18 protein-coding genes are annotated in these 17,992 nt (G+C 67.7%); 13 read left to right on the top strand and 5 right to left on the bottom strand.

From position 1 onward, the window contains the following. The first annotated feature begins 26 nt into the window (after positions 1 to 26). A complete protein-coding gene (locus tag BMX16_RS13450) occupies positions 27 to 413 on the top strand; it encodes a hypothetical protein (protein ID WP_089904593.1) in 387 nt (128 codons plus the stop codon). A gap of 81 nt (positions 414 to 494) precedes the next feature. Continuing rightward, the gene (locus BMX16_RS13445; RefSeq protein WP_089904649.1) at positions 495 to 1,016 is read left to right on the top strand and encodes a copper chaperone PCu(A)C; all 522 of its coding nucleotides are present in this window, start codon (positions 495 to 497) and stop codon (positions 1,014 to 1,016) included. 49 nt (positions 1,017 to 1,065) lie between these two features. Here the strand turns inward: BMX16_RS13445 and BMX16_RS13440 are convergent, their stop codons facing one another. Then, positions 1,066 to 2,121: a tyrosine-type recombinase/integrase gene (locus BMX16_RS13440; protein WP_089904590.1), complete on the bottom strand. Its 1,056-nt coding sequence runs from the start codon at positions 2,119 to 2,121 to the stop codon at positions 1,066 to 1,068. 126 nt (positions 2,122 to 2,247) lie between these two features. Here BMX16_RS13440 and BMX16_RS13435 point away from each other — a divergent pair, with 126 nt between their 5' ends. Then, positions 2,248 to 3,138 (top strand): DUF1403 family protein, encoded by an 891-nt coding sequence (locus BMX16_RS13435; protein WP_089904587.1) that lies wholly within the window; start codon positions 2,248 to 2,250, stop codon positions 3,136 to 3,138. Between the two features lies 1 nt (position 3,139). Next, a complete protein-coding gene (gene scpB / locus BMX16_RS13430) occupies positions 3,140 to 3,721 on the top strand; it encodes an SMC-Scp complex subunit ScpB (protein ID WP_089904584.1) in 582 nt (193 codons plus the stop codon). A gap of 292 nt (positions 3,722 to 4,013) precedes the next feature. Here scpB and BMX16_RS13425 read toward each other — a convergent pair whose 3' ends face one another. From BMX16_RS13425 to hemN, 4 genes are all read right to left on the bottom strand, one after another. Beyond that, positions 4,014 to 6,173: a hybrid sensor histidine kinase/response regulator gene (locus BMX16_RS13425; RefSeq protein ID WP_177174673.1), complete on the bottom strand. Its 2,160-nt coding sequence runs from the start codon at positions 6,171 to 6,173 to the stop codon at positions 4,014 to 4,016. A 40-nt stretch (positions 6,174 to 6,213) separates the two neighbouring features. Beyond that, positions 6,214 to 6,717, bottom strand: a complete 504-nt coding sequence (locus BMX16_RS13420; RefSeq protein ID WP_089904576.1) for a putative pterin-binding protein — start codon at positions 6,715 to 6,717, stop codon at positions 6,214 to 6,216. 11 nt (positions 6,718 to 6,728) lie between these two features. Next, complete coding sequence (locus tag BMX16_RS13415) at positions 6,729 to 7,784, bottom strand: HD domain-containing phosphohydrolase (RefSeq protein ID WP_089904573.1); 1,056 nt, start codon at positions 7,782 to 7,784, stop codon at positions 6,729 to 6,731. A 129-nt stretch (positions 7,785 to 7,913) separates the two neighbouring features. After that, positions 7,914 to 9,269: an oxygen-independent coproporphyrinogen III oxidase gene (gene hemN / locus BMX16_RS13410; RefSeq protein WP_089904570.1), complete on the bottom strand. Its 1,356-nt coding sequence runs from the start codon at positions 9,267 to 9,269 to the stop codon at positions 7,914 to 7,916. Between the two features lie 56 nt (positions 9,270 to 9,325). On the opposite strand from hemN, the gene fnrL reads away from it, so the two are divergent. The 9 genes from fnrL to ccoS all read left to right on the top strand — a co-directional run bounded on the left by fnrL (position 9,326) and on the right by ccoS (position 17,964). Continuing rightward, positions 9,326 to 10,069, top strand: a complete 744-nt coding sequence (fnrL, locus tag BMX16_RS13405; protein WP_089904647.1) for a transcriptional regulator FnrL — start codon at positions 9,326 to 9,328, stop codon at positions 10,067 to 10,069. Positions 10,070 to 10,241: 172 nt separating this feature from the next. Next, the gene (ccoN, locus tag BMX16_RS13400; RefSeq protein WP_089904566.1) at positions 10,242 to 11,852 is read left to right on the top strand and encodes a cytochrome-c oxidase, cbb3-type subunit I; all 1,611 of its coding nucleotides are present in this window, start codon (positions 10,242 to 10,244) and stop codon (positions 11,850 to 11,852) included. Positions 11,853 to 11,862: 10 nt separating this feature from the next. Then, complete coding sequence (ccoO, locus tag BMX16_RS13395) at positions 11,863 to 12,588, top strand: cytochrome-c oxidase, cbb3-type subunit II (RefSeq protein ID WP_089904561.1); 726 nt, start codon at positions 11,863 to 11,865, stop codon at positions 12,586 to 12,588. A 10-nt stretch (positions 12,589 to 12,598) separates the two neighbouring features. Then, positions 12,599 to 12,853, top strand: a complete 255-nt coding sequence (locus BMX16_RS13390) for a cbb3-type cytochrome c oxidase subunit 3 (protein WP_089904558.1) — start codon at positions 12,599 to 12,601, stop codon at positions 12,851 to 12,853. Next, complete coding sequence (gene ccoP, locus BMX16_RS13385) at positions 12,846 to 13,703, top strand: cytochrome-c oxidase, cbb3-type subunit III (protein WP_089904555.1); 858 nt, start codon at positions 12,846 to 12,848, stop codon at positions 13,701 to 13,703. Before BMX16_RS13390 ends, ccoP begins: the two co-directional genes overlap by 8 nt. A gap of 103 nt (positions 13,704 to 13,806) precedes the next feature. Continuing rightward, a complete protein-coding gene (gene ccoG, locus BMX16_RS13380) occupies positions 13,807 to 15,234 on the top strand; it encodes a cytochrome c oxidase accessory protein CcoG (protein ID WP_089904552.1) in 1,428 nt (475 codons plus the stop codon). Next, complete coding sequence (locus tag BMX16_RS13375; protein WP_245731557.1) at positions 15,231 to 15,716, top strand: FixH family protein; 486 nt, start codon at positions 15,231 to 15,233, stop codon at positions 15,714 to 15,716. The genes ccoG and BMX16_RS13375 overlap by 4 nt, the downstream gene beginning before the upstream one ends. Next, the gene (locus BMX16_RS13370; protein WP_089904549.1) at positions 15,713 to 17,827 is read left to right on the top strand and encodes a heavy metal translocating P-type ATPase; all 2,115 of its coding nucleotides are present in this window, start codon (positions 15,713 to 15,715) and stop codon (positions 17,825 to 17,827) included. Before BMX16_RS13375 ends, BMX16_RS13370 begins: the two co-directional genes overlap by 4 nt. Further along, positions 17,824 to 17,964 carry a cbb3-type cytochrome oxidase assembly protein CcoS gene (gene ccoS, locus BMX16_RS13365; protein WP_089904546.1) on the top strand — a complete coding sequence of 47 codons (141 nt, stop codon included), beginning with the start codon at positions 17,824 to 17,826 and terminating at the stop codon, positions 17,962 to 17,964. The genes BMX16_RS13370 and ccoS overlap by 4 nt, the downstream gene beginning before the upstream one ends. Positions 17,965 to 17,992 lie beyond the last annotated feature (28 nt).

Below are 17,992 nucleotides of genomic sequence, written 5' to 3'. Positions count from 1 at the left end.
TTTCGCGCGGGACCGGATGCCGTTAGATGCAGCGCATGTTGACCGCATCGCGCCATTCACGCCTGTCGTTGCTGTTCGCCCTGTTGGCGGCCCTGTCGGTCGCAACCGGCGGTGTGCAGCGCGCGCAGGCGGCGGGCGACATGATCCGGGCCGAGATGCTGATGGCGCCGCTTTTGGCGCTTGGTGGCACCGTGGCCGATCTGTGCGCCGATGGCGACGGCACGGCGGGACACCACGCGGACTGCGTCGCGTCCTGCCTGACCACCGTGGCCGCCGTTGCGCCCGGTGCGATGGTCGCCGGACCCTGGTGGGTGCTGCTGCGCCCCGTCGTCGCGCCACGCGATGTGCCGGCGGTGGTCGTGACCCGTGCACCCCCCGGGCCGCCAGTCAGGGCACCGCCCGCCGGCGTCTGAGACGTACCGATCGCATCCTTTCACACCTTGCGCAGCCCCCGGGGCCGCAGGGTTGACCCTTGTTTCATGGAACACTCCGACATGCTGAAAACCCTGACGACTGCGACGCTCCTCACCCTGACCGCATCTTTCGCGCAGGCCCACGACTATACCGTGGGCGAGATGTCCATCGCGCATCCCTATGCTTTCGAGACGGCACCGATGACCCGCGCGGGCGGCGGCTACATGACCATCACAAACGGCGGCGACACGCCGGACCGTCTGGTCGCCGTCACCGCCGACTTTCCCCGGGTCGAGGTGCACCAGTCCCTGATGCGCGACGGTGTCGCCGTGATGGAGCCGGTGCCGGTGCTGGAGATCGCGCCCGGCGAAACGGTGACCTTCGCCCCCGGCGGCTATCACGTGATGTTCATGGGCCTCGATGCGCCGCTGGTCGATGGCACGCGGTTTCCCGCGACGCTGACGTTCGAGCAGGCCGGCGACGTCGAGGTCGAATTCGCGGTCGAGGCGCGCACCGCCGACGATGCCGCCCCGATGGACCATGGCGCGATGGATCACGGCAGTACCGAAGACGGCGCAGCGGACCCCCACGCAGGTCACTGACGGCGATCGCACCGGGCACACGGCGGGCCCGGTGCGATCCGATGCCGCCCTACAGCCCCGCCGCCTTGGTCAGGTTCACGCGGAACCTGTCGCGGCGGCGTTGATAGCGGCGCGTCATCTCGGCACTCGCGTGGCCAAGGTGCTTTTGCAGTTGCGCCTCGTCCACCGCGGCGCTGCTGGCCAGGCCCGCCCGCAGCGAGTGGCCGGAATAGAGGCCGACGCGTGCCGCCTCGGACAGATCCGACCGCAGGCCGGCGTGCCTGACGCAGGTCTTGATCAGGCGGGCGACATGCTTGTCCGACAACCGCCGGTCGGTGGCGCGTGTCCCGTCGCGGGTGGTGGCGACGAACAGCGGGCCGAAGTCGATGCGCGCGAAATTCAGCCATCGTTGCAGCGCGTGGACAGGGCAGGTGGTGTCGACGCTGCCGCGCCCGATCTCGACCTCGCGCCAGCCGGTCTTGCCCTGCAGGGTGACGATCAACCCGCCGTCCAGCACCTGCACCCAGCCGCGACTGTCCGGCGTGTCGTCGCGGCCATGGTCGAGGCCCGTGATCTCTGACCGGCGCAGGCCACCGGCGAAGCCGATCAGCAGCAGCGCCCTGTCGCGCAAGCCGCGCAGGTCGTGCGGCAGTGTGGCCAGCATGGCGATCAGGTCTTCCGGCAGGATCGCCTCCTTCTGCACCGGCGGGCGGGCATGACGGCGACGGATGCCCGCGAGGACGGCGGCGATGTGGCGGTCCTTGCGGTCCAGCGGCTGTCCGCGCTGCGCGTAATGCCAGCTCAGCCCCGACAACCGCCGCGCGATGGAGGCGGGGGAGAGGGCAGGGGCGCGACCCTGCGGTGCCGCGAGGTCGGCGATGTAGAGGCCCACCAATTGCGGTGACGGCGGCAAGGGCGACGCCCCCCGCATCCGGCACCAGCGTGCGAAGGCGGCCCAGTCCGCCGCATAGGCGGCGCGCGTGTTGTCCGACAGCGCATCCGCCGAATAGGCGCGGGCAGTGTCCACCAGACGGTCGAGCGGGGCGGAGCCCGCGATATGCCCGGGCAGGGCGGTGTGAGGGTCGGTTGGGTCGTCGGATGGGGGCAGATCGGGAGTTTTGGTCATGTGGGGAGGTGTAATCCATTAATGTCCGATAATGCAAGATTATCGGACATATGACTCACGCTAAAGCTGCGGCGCTTTTGATGTGCACGGCTGGTAAAAAGCGCCGAGCAATGCTATCGCGTTTCTATGACTGCACCCGTGACGATGCCCGTTTCCGAAGCTTTCGATCCGCCGTGCATCCCGCCCTGGTTGCGTGGCAAGCGGGAGGACACGCTCGCCGATGCTGCGTTCATGTCGGGGGGGGCTCTCGCGCACCTTGATCACGTCCTGACCATGCCCGCAGTGCCTTTACCCGTGCTGCGCGCCCGCCTTGCGCTTGTGGCGGCAGAACTCTGCAAAGCGCATATGGGCCGACCCGAGCGATTACCCGCCTTGCGTGACGCGCTGCATTTGCTGCGTCCCGGCGACCTGCCCGGCCCTGCGGGAGAGGTGGCGACGGTCTGGCACCGCGTTGCGGCGCGACCCCTGTCCGCGCAGGTGCTGGCCGGTGTCCTGCCGCGTGGCGATGCGGCCCTGATCGCGCAGGCGATGGCTACCGCCCGCAAGGCCCCTATTCCCCATGCCGCCGCGCTGCTGGACGCGGCGTTGGCGCACGACCCCCGAGGACGGACCGATGCCCTTATACTGGCCGACGCGGCCCTGTCGCGCGCGCTGGGGTGGACGCATCTGGTGCCGCTGCTGACGCTGGGTCTGACGCGCGCGGCATTGCAAACGCAGGGTGCGGATCTGCAGATGGCCTGTCATCTTGCGGTGACCCGTGCCGTGCCGCAGGTGCTGCGGCACGCTGCGGATCTGGCGCGGCAAGCGCAACTGTTGCAGGCCGCGCTGCCACGCCTGCGCGCCAAGGCGGCGGGGCAGGCGGTGGCGCTGTTCCTAACGCGCGACGCCGTGGCACCGGGCGCGCTGACGGGGTTCATGTCGGACCGCGCCGCGCGCCGCCTGTGCGACCGGCTCGTCAGCCTCGGCGCGGTGCGTGAACTGACCGGGCGGGACAGCTTCCGCCTGTACGGCCTCTGACATGGACCTCGACCGCGAGTTGACCGATCTGCCGCCCGCGCTGCGCTGGCGGACGTGGATGCTGCGGATCGAGGCGGTGTTGTTCGCCAGCGCCACGCCGGTCCCGCGCGACGATCTGGCCCGCGTGGTGGGGCAGGGGGCCTCCATCGATCTGCTGATAGCCGATCTGGCCGTCGATCTGGACGGGCGCGCGTTCGAAATCGCACAGGTTGCAGGCGGCTGGATGCTGCGCTCGCGGCCCTTGTTCGCCCCTGCGATCCGCGCGGCGGCCAATGTCGCCGATCAGGTCTTCGACCTGAGCGATTTCGATATCGCCGTGCTGGCGGCCATCGCCTATCACCAGCCACTGACCCGCGATGGCCTCAAGGAAATCTTCGGCAAGGACATCAGCCGCGACCTGATCGGACGCCTGCACGCCCGCGGCCTGATCGCCACAGGCCCGCGCAGCCCGCGCCGCGGGGCGCCCCATACTTACGTCACGACAGACGCATTCCTGACCGCCTTTGGACTGGAGAGCCTGCAGGACCTGCCCGACCGCGATGGGCTGGAGAACGCGGGGATCGGGTCGCGTCAGGTGTCCTGATAGCAGCCTGTTCGATGCCGCGTGTAGTCCAGCGGGGCGGACCCGTTCGCATCCTGCGAGGCCGGGTTGTCCGGCATCCGTAAGCCATGGTCGGAGTTGCGCAGCTGACGCGGCGGGCCGGTGGACGAAACGCGTGGGCCTATCCGTTCCAAATCGGTGCCGAGGGCGCCGACGCCACGTGGTTGCGCACGCATTGGGGCATGCAGGTGGTCACGCGGTTGTCGGTAAGGCCGGCCGACAGACCGGTGCCATCCGGCGGCAGGCGACGACGCAGGGCGCGCGGCACGGTGCATCATGCCGCGACCGCGTCTGTTGGATCTACGCGCGCTTCCACGATGCTCGCGTCGATCAAGGCCAGAAGGGCGCCGATGATTGCAGAGGTTCGGGGTCCGTCCGGATCGCGCAGGTCCTGGGCCCGTCGGCTGACGCCCGTGAGGCCCAGCGTCGCCGCCGAACCTTTCAACGCATGAAGCCGGTCGTCCCAGACGCCGGCGTGCAGAGCGGACCCCGCATCGTCGCCCATGGTTTCCAGCCGCGCTGCATCGTCGCGCAGTTGTGCCAGCATCGCGGTGTAGGTCTGCGGACCGAGACAGCCGATCATGGCGGTGCGCTGATCGGGATCGATGAGCGGCGGCGCCGGTGTCTGCGGTGCGGCGGCGTCCTCTTGCTTGCCGGGCGACGTCACTGTCAGCCACGCCGACAGGATTTCGGCAATCTTGTCGCGGGTGATCGGTTTGGACACGAAACCATCCATCCCGGCGTCGAGGCACCGCTGCCGGTCGTCCGCGAAGGCATTCGCCGTCAGGCCCACGATAGGGGTCCTGCAGCCACGCTGGCGCAGGGCCCGCGTCGCCGCGATGCCGTCCATGACCGGCATCTGCATGTCCATGATGATAAGGTCGAATGCAGCGGGACCGAGCGTGTCCAGCGCCTGCTGTCCGTCGTGGGCCGTCGCGACATGCACGCCAAAGCCTGCAAGCAGCGCCTCTGCGATCTCGCGATTGATGTCGTTGTCCTCGACCAGCAGGACCGATCCGACGCATCGCATACCGGTGCGATATCGCTGTAAGGGCGGTTCGGACTGCGCGGGCGCGGGGCCTGCGACGGTGACCGGCAGTTCCAGCCAGAACGTGCTGCCGCGGCTCGGCGTGCTGTCCACACCGATCCGACCCCCCATCCCCGTCACGATTCGCCGCGAAATGGCGAGGCCGAGCCCGGTGCCGGCGAACTTGCGCGCACTGGTTTCGATCCGGCTGAAATCTTGAAACAGGCGTGACTGCAGATCGGCCGCGATGCCGATTCCGCTATCGGTGACCGCGATCCGCAAGGTCGTTGCATCGACAAGCTCTGCGGTGACGCGGACCGACCCGTCCGGCGTGAACTTGATGGCGTTGCCGATGAGGTTGAGCAGGACCTGACGCAGCCGCACGTCGTCGGTGGTGACGACAAGCGGCGGAAATGCCAGATCGAACGTCAGTCCGGCATCGGCGATCCTTTGCCGGAACACGTCCTGCAACACCTCTGCGAGATCGGGCAAAACCACGGGCCCGGTGGTGTAGCTGACGCCCGTCGCATCGAGGCTCGAGAAATCGAGGATGTCGTTGATGACGTCGAGAAGAATATGCCCGGACCGACGGATCGTCAGCGCATGGCGGGCCTGCGTGCCGCTCAGACCGGTGCCGGACAGCAGATCCGCAGCACCGATGATCCCCGTGAGCGGCGTCCGCATCTCGTGACTCATGGAGGCGAGGAACAGCGTCTTGGCGGCACTCGCGGCCTCGGCCTCGGCGGCGCTTTGGGCGTTGCGCCGGGACAGGTCGTGCAATTGCCGGCCGGTCAGGCGGATGATGCGCAGCTGGATGAACTGAAGGATCATGATCCCGACGAACACGGTGCCGGTGATGGCGACGACGGCCGCAAGGGTGCCGTATGTCGCAATCTTGCGCGCACGGTCTGCGGCGCGCGCCGCACTCAGCCGTTCGTTGGTCGCGTTGACCAGGGCATTGCCGTCGGACTGGATCTGCCGCGCATCGGTGATCAGGTCAGGCACCGCGGCGGCAAAACCGATCCCGTCAGCCTTGATCGCATCGATCGTCTGCGCCATCGCGAGGATGCGGGCGCGCAGTGCCGTCGCCGCGGCCTGCAGGTCGGTGGCGCCGGTAAAGCTGGAGGTCAGAAGACCCGTTTCCAGCAATCTCATGCGGCTGAACACCAGGTCGAAGTTCAGGCTGACCCGGTCGCGGGCCGTCGTGGTGGGATCGGTTTGCGCAAGCAGAAGCGATTCCACCAGGCGCGACGATTCGCGGTGGGTCTGGAAGACTGCCCACATCGCATCCTCGCGCACGCTTTCCTGCATCATCTGCTGGCGGTCGCGCAGGGCAAAGAACAGGTATGCGGTCATCGCGATCAACACCACGACGAGGCCGATCAGCACCTGGGTGGCGAGGGCCACCCGGTGCGACCGCTGGTCGGGGTCCGGTGCGACGGACGCGCTATTCCAGGACATCGATCCGGACGATCTGCCAGACCGAGCGGCCGAAATAGACTTCGTTGAACAACTCGGGCCGTTCGTCGAACGGATAGATCAGGAACAAGGGCCCCTTGTCGCGGACGGTCAGCGCCTGACCGTCGATCGCGGTCGCGAAGATGACGTCGAAGTCACGCAGATCCTGCGCCGGCACGTCCGCCGCATAATCGTTCAGGGCCACGACCCGCAGACGTGCGCCATCGGCACCGACCGCGTCGAGCAGGGCAGAGCCGAGCGGACCGCTGAAGGAATGGGACCCTTCCAGCCAGGGTGTCACCGCGGTGGTGGTGCGTTGGGGCAGGGCATCCAGCATCGCCTGATCGAACTGTGCGGTGCCGTCTGCATTGGTGTGCGCGATCTGTCCGGTGACGGTCAGGACCACGGGACCGGTGGGCGAAGGCAGGTCTGCCGCCGTTGCGGGAATGCTCGGCAGACAGAGAAAGACGGCCAGAAGGATGCGAGACATCATGGTGAACGATCCTAGGATGCGAGTTGCGGGAGGGGATTGTCGGATTGCGCCGCATAGATGCTGCGGATTTCGGTCAGACCGGCCTCGAACGCCGCCACGCAGGCGGGATCGAAGTGGTAGCCGTTCTGTCGCCGGATCTCTGCGAGAGCCGTGTCGAACGGCCATGCGGCCTTGTAGACCCGTGGCGAACACAGGGCATCGAAGACGTCGGCCACGGCCACGATGCGCCCCGACAGCGGAATGGCATTGCCCGCCAATCCGGTGCCATACCCCGTCCCGTCCCATTTTTCATGATGGAACAGGGCGATTTCATGGGCCATCCGGATCAGGTCGCTTTCGCCCTCCTCCAGTATGCTGGCGCCGATGTCCGTGTGTCGCCGGATGCGCGCCATCTCCGCCTCGGTCAGTCGACCCGCCTTGTTGAGGATGGCGTCGCTGATCCCGATCTTGCCGGTGTCGTGCAGCGGCGTCGCCAGATAGAGGGTGCGACAATAATCCTGCGGCATCCCGTGGTTGCGTGCGATGATCGCCGCCACCGCAGCGACGCGCGAGATGTGCTGACCGGTCGATCCGTCGCGCGTTTCGATCGCGCGGGACAGACGCCAGATCAGCTCCTCTTCCCGATCGGCGAGTTTGGCCACAGCGTCCTTTACGGCGGCGTCCAGGGTGCGCGCCCGGTCGGTCAACGCCAGTTGCGCCTGCCGCAACGACAGCAGGTTGCGCACCCGGATCCGCAACTCGTCCGGATCGAAGGGTTTGTTGAGAAAATCCGTCACGCCCGCTTCGATTGCGGCGATGCGGACGGCCCTGTCTCCGTCTGCCGTGAGCATCACCACCGGCACGTGGGCATAGGCCGGCATGGACCGCAACCGGATCACCATGTCGATCCCGTTCAGGCTGCCCATGCGGTAGTCGATGAGCACGAGGTCGCACGGGCTCACGGCACAATGGTCAAGGGCCGCGATCGGATCGGAAAAGCAGGCGACGTCGTGAGCGAGGTCGCGCGACAGCACCGTCCTGACGATGGTGAGGGCGATCGGTTCATCGTCGACAACGCAGATCTGCACATCCGGCCCTTTCAATCCCGCTCAATGACCCCGACCGCCCATGCGGGCCGCGGCGCCATCACGACTATCTGCAAGGAATGAACGGACGGTGAACTTGCCCCGGCTGCCGCCGCGACGACCAGCGGGCTTTCAGATGGCAGAGGAGTAGCTGGTCGCGGGGCTGCGCAGGGCATCGATGCGGTGCGCCACGATCCTGACCAGCGGTCGTGTCGCCGCGTGCATGTATATCCCGTCGTCGCTTGCGCCGAAGACATCCGGAAAGTCACTCAGCAGCATCCGGGCCGTTCGTGCGATCAAGGCGTGGTGATCGGAATGGGCCGCCCGCAGCCCGACCAGATCGAGGCGGAAGCGGCACATCAGATCGGCGATCATCGCCGCGATGACCGCATCGTCTCCGGTCAGTTCATAGCCGCGATGCCCGGTCAGCCCGCCGGGGCGCGTGCGGGCTGTCCAGGCCGATGTCGCGACGGCATTCTGCACGTAGCCCTGACCTAACCGAGAGATCGCGGACGCGCCAAAGCCGATCAGCGTCGGACAGGGATCATCGGTATAGCCCTGAAAGTTGCGCCGCAGGGTGCCGGCCGCATCTGCCAGCGCCAACCCGTCGCCGGGGCGCGCGAAATGGTCGATGCCGATGGCGGCATAGCCCGCCTGCGTCATCGTCCGGTGGGCCTGCTGCGCCAGTGCCCATCGCGCTGCGGCATCGGGAAGTGCCGCAGTCGGGATCAAGACCTGACGTTTGGACATCCAGGGCACATGGGCATAGCCGTAGATCGCCAGCCGGTCCGGCGCCATGTCCCGCACGTGGGCCAGCGTGTCACGGAAACTGTCAGCGGTCTGATGCGGCAGCCCATAAAGCAGGTCGATGTTCAGCCCGGCGACACCGGCGCTGCGCAACGTGTCGATCACCTCCTGCGTCTGGCCCAGCGATTGCGGCCGACCGATCGCCGCCTGCACCTGCGGCGCGAAATCCTGCACGCCGATGCTGGCGCGGGTCAGCCCGCGCGCGGCCAGCATGTGGAGCAATTCCGGTGCCGCGTCGGTGGGGTCGATCTCGACCGAGAATTCGGCATCGTCGGTGGTTGCAAAGGCGTCGTCCAGGGCATCCAGCAGACGCGTCATCAGCCGCACCGGCAGAATCGTCGGCGTGCCGCCGCCCAGATGCAGCCGCCCCATGCGGACGTCGTCGGGCAGGTGGCGGCGGACGGCGGCGATTTCCTGCGTCAGATGCGTCACGTAGTCGTTCAGCGGGCGCATGGTGGACGTGCCTTGCGTGCGGCAGGCACAGAACAGGCACAGGCGTCGGCAAAACGGCACGTGCACGTAGACCGACAGCGCCGTGCCCGGTGGGACCGCCCGCAGCCAGTCCGCCTGATGCCGTTGCCCGGCACCCGCGACGAAATGGTTGGCTGGCGGATAGCTGGTGTAACGCGGCACCTGCGCGTCGAACAGACCGTGGCGTTGCAGGATGTCGGCGGTGTCCATGGACGCGTCTTTGACTGCGGGACAACCGGTGCGCTTTGATATAGATCAAATCCATGATGAACCCTCCCCTCTTCGATGCGGCCTGCAGCGCATGCCCAATCCGGCACCGGGCGGTCTGCGCCCGCTGCGACGCCGAAGAGATGGCGCAACTCGAAACCATCAAGAGCTATCGCACGTTCGCAGCCGGTGACGCGATCCTGTGGCGGGGCGAACCTCTGGCCTTCGTCGCCTCGGTCGTCAGCGGCGTCGCATCGCTGAGCAAGACGCTGGAGGACGGGCGCACACAGATGGTGGGTCTTCTGCTGCCGTCGGACTTCATCGGGCGACCGGGTCGCGACACCATCGATTTTGACGTGACGGCCACGACGGACGTGGTGCTGTGCTGCTTTGCCCGCAAACCCTTCGAGGCGCTGATCGAGGACACGCCCCACGTCGCCCAGCGTCTGATGGAACTCGCGCTGGACGAGCTGGATGCCGCGCGCGACTGGATGCTGCTGCTGGGGCGCAAGACCGCGCGCGAGAAGATCGCGACGTTCCTCGACATGCTGGCGCGCCGGTCGCATCTGGCGGCGACCGGTGACGCGGCGCCGACGGCCAGCGCCCTGCTGGACGTGCCGATGACGCGCGACCAGATCGCGAATTACCTTGGGCTGACGCTGGAAACCGTCAGCCGTCAGTTCAGCGTGCTGAAGCGGGACGGGATCATCGATCAGGTCGACCGGCGTCAGGTCACGGTCCGCGACCTGTCCCGTCTGCAGCAGGCGACGGGCGACGATGCGGACGGTGGCGTCTGGTCCTGACGACAGGCGGCGCCCGGCGATCGCCCCGCCCGGACGCGGCAGGTGACCGTCGCCCCGCCGGGCGACTTTTGATCCAGATCAAGGTCATGGCGGCGACCGGCCGCTAATCCCTGTCCCTATCAGCCACCCGACCGCGTGCGCGCGGACAGGGTTACGACAGGGAACAGGGCGCATGAACTATCTGAAACTGATCGGGTTGGGGCTGACGATCCTCTTCACCGCACTGGCGGCGAACTGGGCACGGGACCCGGCCTATCAGCTGCACGCGGTGCTGGTGATGGGTGTCGCAGTCTTTCTGTTCTGGCGCGTGCTGCGCCAGACCGAGACAGAGGCCCCCGCACCCGCCCCGATGGGCGACTACAACGACGGCGTCATTCGCGCGGGTGTCATCGCGACGGCCTTCTGGGGGATCGCGGGGTTCCTCGTCGGGACCTACATCGCCTTTCAGCTCGCGTTTCCGGCGCTGAACCTGGACTGGGCGCAGCCCTATGCCAATTTCGGCCGCCTGCGGCCGCTGCACACCAGTGCCGTGATCTTTGCGTTTGGCGGCAATGCCCTGATCGCCACGTCCTTCTATGTCGTGCAGCGCACCAGCGCCGCGCGGCTGTGGGGCGGTGGCGCGGCGTGGTTCGTGTTCTGGGGCTATCAGCTGTTCATCGTGCTGGCGGCGACGGGATATCTTCTGGGCGCGACCCAGTCCAAGGAATACGCCGAGCCCGAGTGGTACATCGACATCTGGCTGACGATCGTCTGGCTGACCTACCTCGCGGTCTTCCTCGGCACGATCTTCCGCCGCCGGGAACGGCACATCTACGTGGCCAACTGGTTCTACCTCGCGTTCATCGTGACCGTGGCGATGCTGCATGTCGTCAACAACCTGTCCATTCCGGTCAGCATCTGGGGCAGCAAGTCGGTGCAGGTCTTCTCCGGTGTGCAGGATGCGATGACCCAGTGGTGGTATGGGCACAACGCCGTCGGCTTCTTTCTGACCGCGGGCTTCCTCGGGATGATGTACTACTTCGTGCCGAAGCAGGCGGGGCGGCCGATCTACAGCTACAAGCTGTCGATCATCCACTTCTGGGCGCTGATCTTTCTCTACATCTGGGCGGGGCCGCATCACCTGCACTACACGGCGCTGCCGGACTGGGCGACGACGTTGGGCATGGTGTTCTCGATCGTGCTGTGGATGCCCAGCTGGGGCGGCATGATCAACGGCCTGATGACCCTGCAGGGCGCCTGGGACAAGCTGCGGACAGATCCCATCATGCGGATGTTCGTGCTGGCGCTGGGGTTCTACGGCATGTCCACCTTCGAAGGGCCGATGATGTCGATCCGGGCGGTCAACAGCCTGTCGCACTATACCGACTGGACCATCGGCCACGTCCATTCCGGGGCGCTCGGCTGGAACGGCATGATCACCTTCGCCTGCCTCTACTACATGACCCCGCGCCTGTGGGGACGCACCGAGATGCATTCGGTCCGCGCGATCAGCTGGCACTTCTGGCTCGCGACGCTGGGGATCGTCCTTTACGCCGCATCGATGTGGGTCACGGGCATCATGGAAGGCCTGATGTGGCGCGAGGTGGATGCGCAGGGCTTCCTCGTCAACGCCTTCGCCGACACCGTCGCGGCCAAGTTTCCGATGTACGTGGTGCGCGGTCTGGGCGGTGTGCTGTTCCTTTCGGGTGCGCTGATCATGGTCTGGAACATGTGGATGACCATCCGGTCGGGCCGCCCCGTGACGACCGCCACCCCCGCCCGCTACGCCCTTGCGGCTGAATAGGATCCGATCCATGGCCCTTCTCGACAAACACGCGATCCTGGAAAAGAGCCCGACGCTGCTGCTGGTGGCATCGCTTCTGGTGGTCAGCATCGGCGGCATCGTGGAAATCGCGCCCCTGTTCTGGCTGGAAAACACCATCGAGGAGGTGGAGGGGGTCCGTCCCTATTCACCGCTCGAACTGACGGGGCGCGACATCTACATCCGCGAAGGCTGCTACGTCTGCCATAGCCAGATGATCCGCCCCATGCGTGACGAGGTGGAACGTTACGGCCACTACTCGCTGGCCGCCGAAAGCATGTACGATCACCCGTTCCAGTGGGGGTCCAAGCGCACCGGGCCCGATCTGGCCCGTGTCGGCAACCGCTATTCCAACGCATGGCATGTCGATCACCTATCGGACCCGCAGTCGGTCGTCCCCGAAAGCGTGATGCCGCAATACGCCTTTCTCGCCGAGGTCGGCATCGACGGCGCCTATGTGGACGACCTGATGCGGACGCACCGTCTGGTCGGCGTGCCCTATACCGATGACGCCATCGCGGCGGCCAGGGTCGATTTCCGGGCGCAGGCCGATCCCGATGCCGACACGGACGGTCTGCTGGACCGCTATCCCGGTGCCGCCGTCGCGAACTTCGACAGCCGGCCCGGCGTGTCCGAAATGGATGCGCTGATCGCGTATCTTCAGGTGCTGGGCACGATGGTCGATTTCTCGACCTTCGTCCCGGACCCCAGCCGCTAAGGAGACATTGATGGACACCTACACCTTCCTGCGCGAACTCGCCGACAGCTGGGTCCTGCTTGCGATGTTCGGCTTCTTTGCCAGCGTCGGGGTCTGGGCCTGCCTGCCCAGCCAGACCGCGGCCCGAGAGGCCGCCAGTCTGATCCCGTTCCGGGTCGAGCCCGAGGACGGGCCTTGCGGTGCCGATTGCGCCACCTGCGCCTGCAAGACCCTCGGAACCGGCTTCGATCCGGCGCAGCGGATGCCCGAGGTGCGGCATGACTGAGCGCAGGGTCGACGAGGAGACCGGGGTCGAGACCACCGGCCATGTCTGGGACGGGATCGAAGAGCTGAACAACCCGCTGCCGCGCTGGTGGCTGTGGACGCTCTATGCCTGCATCGTATGGGCCATCGGCTATACCGTGCTGTATCCGGCATGGCCCATGCTGTCGGGTGCGACGACCGGCGTCTTCGGCTATTCGACGCGCGGCGCGGTCGCGGCAGAGATCGCGGCGCATGACGCACAGAACGCCACGTTGACCGCCGACCTGGTCGCCGCCGACCTGAGCGCGCTGACCGCCGGCGATCCGCTGCACCGCTATGGCGTGGCCCGCGGCAGTGCGGTGTTCCGCGCCAACTGCAGCCAGTGCCATGGGTCCGGCGCCGCCGGGGCACCGGGCTATCCCAACCTGCTGGACGACGACTGGCTGTGGGGCGGCGACGTGGCGGCCATCGCGCAGACGGTCGCGCACGGCATTCGCAACGACACCGACCCGGATGCCCGGTGGTCGCAGATGCCCGCCTTTGGCGACATCCTGAACCCGGAAGAGATCGGGTCCGTCGTGGCCCATGTCGCCAGCCTGTCCGCGACCGATGCCATCCCGGACGCGGCGGGCGCGGTCCTGTTTTCCGAGAATTGCGCCGCCTGTCACGGCGACGCGGGCCTCGGCAACCGCGACATGGGCGCACCGAACCTTGCGGACGCGATCTGGCTCTATGGTGGCGACACCGACAGCCTGACGCAGACCGTCACGCAGGCCCGCTTCGGCATCATGCCCCCCCTGGGCCAGCGGCTGACCGATGCGGACGTGGCGGCGGTCGCCCTGTATGTCCACGGCCTGGGCGGCGGCGAATAGGCGCCGCGACCCGGACCGCCCGGCAATCGGCGCGGTGTTGACCCAGATCAATGCGCGCCGCGCGGCCCGCGCCCATGAACGCAGGGCAACCAGCAGGTCCCCCATGACATCCACGTCCCTCTATGCCCCCCGCGTGCCGATCTTTCCCCGCCGCGTTAGCGGCGCATTCCGCCGTCTGAAATGGTGGATCATGGCCGTGACGCTGGCGATCTACTACGTCACGCCGTGGATCCGCTGGGATCGCGGGCCGGCTTTGCCGGATCAGGCCGTGCTGATCGACATGGCGCACCGCCGCTTCTATTTCCTGTGGATCGAGATCTGGCCCCACGAGTTCTATTTCGTGGCGGGGCTGCTCATCATGGCGGGCCTCGGGCTGTTCCTGTTCACGGCGGCACTGGGTCGGGTCTGGTGCGGCTATGCGTGCCCGCAGACGGTCTGGACCGACCTGTTCATCCTTGTGGAACGATGGGTCGAGGGGGACCGCAATGCGCGCCTGCGGTTGCACGCGGCGCCGTGGAGCCTGCGCAAGATGCGCCTGCGGGGGGTGAAGTGGTCGCTGTGGCTGGTGATCGCCGTGGCCACCGGCGGGGCGTGGGTGTTCTATTTCACCGATGCGCCGACGCTGCTGCGCCAGATCGCCGTGGGGCAAGCGCCGCTGGCCGCCTATGCCAGCATCGCGGTGCTGACCGCGACCACCTTCACGTTCGGCGGATTCATGCGCGAACAGGTCTGCATCTATATGTGTCCGTGGCCGCGCATCCAGTCCGCGATGATGGATGCCGACACCCTGACCGTCGCCTATCGCGATTGGCGCGGAGAGCCGCGCGGCAAGGGTCACGACCGCACGGACACCACCGGCGGGACACTGGCCAAGGGGGACTGCATCGACTGCATGGCCTGCGTGAACGTCTGCCCAATGGGCATCGACATCCGCGACGGCCAGCAGATGGAATGCATCACCTGCGCGCTGTGCATCGACGCCTGCGACGACGTCATGGCGCGGACGGGGCAGCCCCTGGGGCTGATCGGCTACATGGCGCTGACGGATGCGCCGCGCGAACAGGCGGGCCAGCCGCCACGCCCGGTCTGGCGGCATATCCTGCGCCCCCGCACGATCCTTTACACCGTGCTGTGGGCGGCCATCGGCGCGGGGCTGGTCTATGTGCTGTTCGTGCGCGCCCCGCTCGAGATGACGGTCAGTCCGGTGCGCAACCCGACCTATGTCGTGCAATCCGACGGGGCCGTCCGCAACATCTATGACCTGCGCCTGCGCAACAAGTCCGGGCAGGACCGCCCGTTCCGGCTGACCCTGACCAGCGATGACGCACTGTCGCTGGCGCTGGAGGGGGTGGAGGGCGACACGGTCACCATCCCCGCCGATACGACCACGCTGCAGCGCATCTACGTCACCGCCACGGCCAGAGCGCCCGCCGCCACCGCACATGCCACGCCGCTGCGCCTGTGGGTCGAGGATGTGGACACCAAGGACCGTGCCAGCACGGCCACCACCTTCAACGGGAGGGTCCAATGACCCCGATGATCGCACCGCAGACCGTCCGCGTACCGCGCATCATCCGCGGCTGGCACGTGCTGGCGGCCTTCGTGACGGCCTTCGGCATCGTCATCGCCGTGAACCTGACACTGGCGGTGCAGGCCGTGCGGACCTTTCCGGGGCTGGAGGTGGACAATTCCTATGTCACCAGCCAGACGTTCGACGGCGACCGCGACGCGCAACTGTCCCTCCGCTGGGATGTTGCCGCCACGCTGCAGGGCCACGATTTGTCCCTGCGCATCCTGCAGGACGGCCAGTCCATAGCCCCCGTCATCGAAGAGGCAATCTTTGGCCGTGCGACCAGCGTGGCCCGTGATCAGACACCGGCCTTCACGTTCGACGGGACCGCGCTGCGCGCCGTCGTCGATGGCGGGCCGGGGAACTGGAACCTGCGGCTGCGGGCCCGCAGCGCGGATGGCATCGTGTTCCAGCAGCGCATCGTGGTCAGGGTGCTGTCGTGACCGTCGCTGGTCCCGCGCGCGCGGCCGTGCCTGCCCGCGACACAGCCGCCGCCACGGGTCTGCAATTTTCGGTCCCCGGTGTCCGCTGTGCCGCCTGCATCGCCGGGATCGAGCGTGGGCTGTCGCATGTTGCCGGCGTCACGGACGTCAGGGTCAACCTGTCGATGAAGCGGTTGACGGTTGGCGGCACCGCCGACCCCAAGGCCGTGCTGCAGGCCGTGGCGGATCTGGGATACGACGCCTTCCCCCTCGATCTGGCGGCGCTTGCGTCGCGGCGCGACGACACGGGGCGGGCCCTGCTGATGCGGCTTGCGGTCGCCGGTTTCGCGATGATGAACGTGATGCTGCTGTCGGTGGCCGTCTGGTCCGGCGCCGACGGGGCGACGCGCGACATGTTCCACATGATCTCGGCAGCGATCGCCCTGCCGACGGTGGCCTATGCGGGACAGCCGTTCTTCGTGTCGGCCTGGTCCGCGCTGCGGCGCGGCCGCACCAACATGGATGTGCCGATCTCGCTGGCGATGATCCTCGCCTCGGGCATCTCGCTGTATGAATCGCTGCAGGGCGGGCATCACGCCTATTTCGACGCGGCGCTGTCGCTGACCTTCTTTCTGCTGATCGGGCGTTACATGGACGACCGCACCCGCAGCCACGCCCGGTCCGCTGCGCGCGAGTTGACCGCGCTCGAGGTGCAGACCGCCGACCGGCTGACGGGCGAGACGACGCAGACCGTGCCGGTCGCTGATCTGGCCATCGGCGACGTGGTGCTGGTGCCCAGCGGCGCGCGGGTGCCCGTCGACGGGCAGTTGCTGTCGTCGCGCGCACTCCTCGACCGGTCGTTCCTGACGGGAGAGAGCGCGGCCGCGACCGTAACGCCCGGCGGCATGCTCCATGCGGGAGAGGTCAATCTGGCGGCCCCCCTGCAACTGCGCGCGATCAGTGCGGGGACGGACACGTCGCTGCGGCGCATGGCGGCGATGGTCGATACCGCCGAGAACGCGCGCAACAGCTATACCGCGCTGGCCGACCGGGCGGCGCGGATCTATGCCCCGCTGGTGCATACGCTGGCGCTGGCCGCCTTCGTCGGCTGGTGGCTGGCGACCGGCGACGTGCGGGTGTCGCTGAACGTCGCGATCGCCACACTCATCATCACCTGCCCCTGTGCGCTGGGGCTGGCGGTGCCTGCCGTGTCGATCGCCGCGGTCAGCCGTCTGTTCGGCGCAGGGTTCCTTGTGCGTCATGCCACGGCATTGGAACGACTGGCCGAAGTCACCACGGTCGTCTTCGACAAGACCGGCACCCTGACGCGCCCCACGCTGCTGCTGCCGGACGCGATGGACGACCGCGCGCGCGGCATCGCCAAGGCGCTGGCGCAACAGTCGCACCACCCCCTATCGCGGGCCCTGCTGTCGGCAGTCGCCGATGCCGTGGCGGTGCCCATCACGGATGTGGCAGAGGTCGCGGGACAGGGCGTTGCCGGGCTGGTCGACGGCCACGTCGTGCGGCTGGGGCGCGGGTCGTGGTTGCAGGCCGACGTGCCGGGGCTGTGCCTGCGGATCGGGGACGCGCCCGCCATCGCGCTGGAGGTGCCGGAGACGCTGCGCCCCGGCGTGCAGGCGGCGATCGCGGGATTCGGCCTGCCGGCCGAGATCGTGACCGGAGACGCCACCGGTCCGGCGCAGGCCCTCGCGCGGCAGTTGAACCTGCCCGTGATCGCCGGCGCCAGCCCCACGGACAAGCTGGCCCGCCTTGCGAGCCTGACCGCACGGGGCGAGCGGGTGCTGATGGTCGGCGACGGTCTGAACGACACGGCGGCGCTGGCGATGGCCCATGCGGCCATCGCGCCCGCGACCGCGCTGGAGGCGTCGCGCAATGCGGCCGACATCGTCGTGCTGGCGGACAGTTTCGCCGATCTGCCCCTGATCCTGACCGTCGCGCGGGCGACCCGGCGGCTCAGCCGGCAGAACTTCGCCATCGCGGCGGTCTATAACCTGATCGCGATCCCGGTCGCACTTGCCGGGTTTGCCACGCCGCTGGCCGCCGCACTGGCCATGTCGGTGTCGTCGCTGACCGTGCTGTTGAACGCGCAGCGGATGCGGTGGGTGAAATGAACGTCCTCGTCATCCTCATCCCCGTGTCGCTGGTCCTCGGCGGCATGGGCCTGCTCGCTTTCGTCTGGAGCGTGCGGGCCCAGCAATACGACGACGACCTCGGCAATGCCGCGCGGATCCTGTTGGACGATGACTGACGCAGGCCCTTCTTGCGCCACCCCGGAC

This window comes from Loktanella fryxellensis (genome assembly GCF_900110065.1).
Lineage (GTDB): Bacteria > Pseudomonadota > Alphaproteobacteria > Rhodobacterales > Rhodobacteraceae > Loktanella > Loktanella fryxellensis.
The sequence above is the reverse complement of the archived record's forward strand: the minus strand, read 5'-3'. Positions and strand labels throughout refer to the sequence as shown.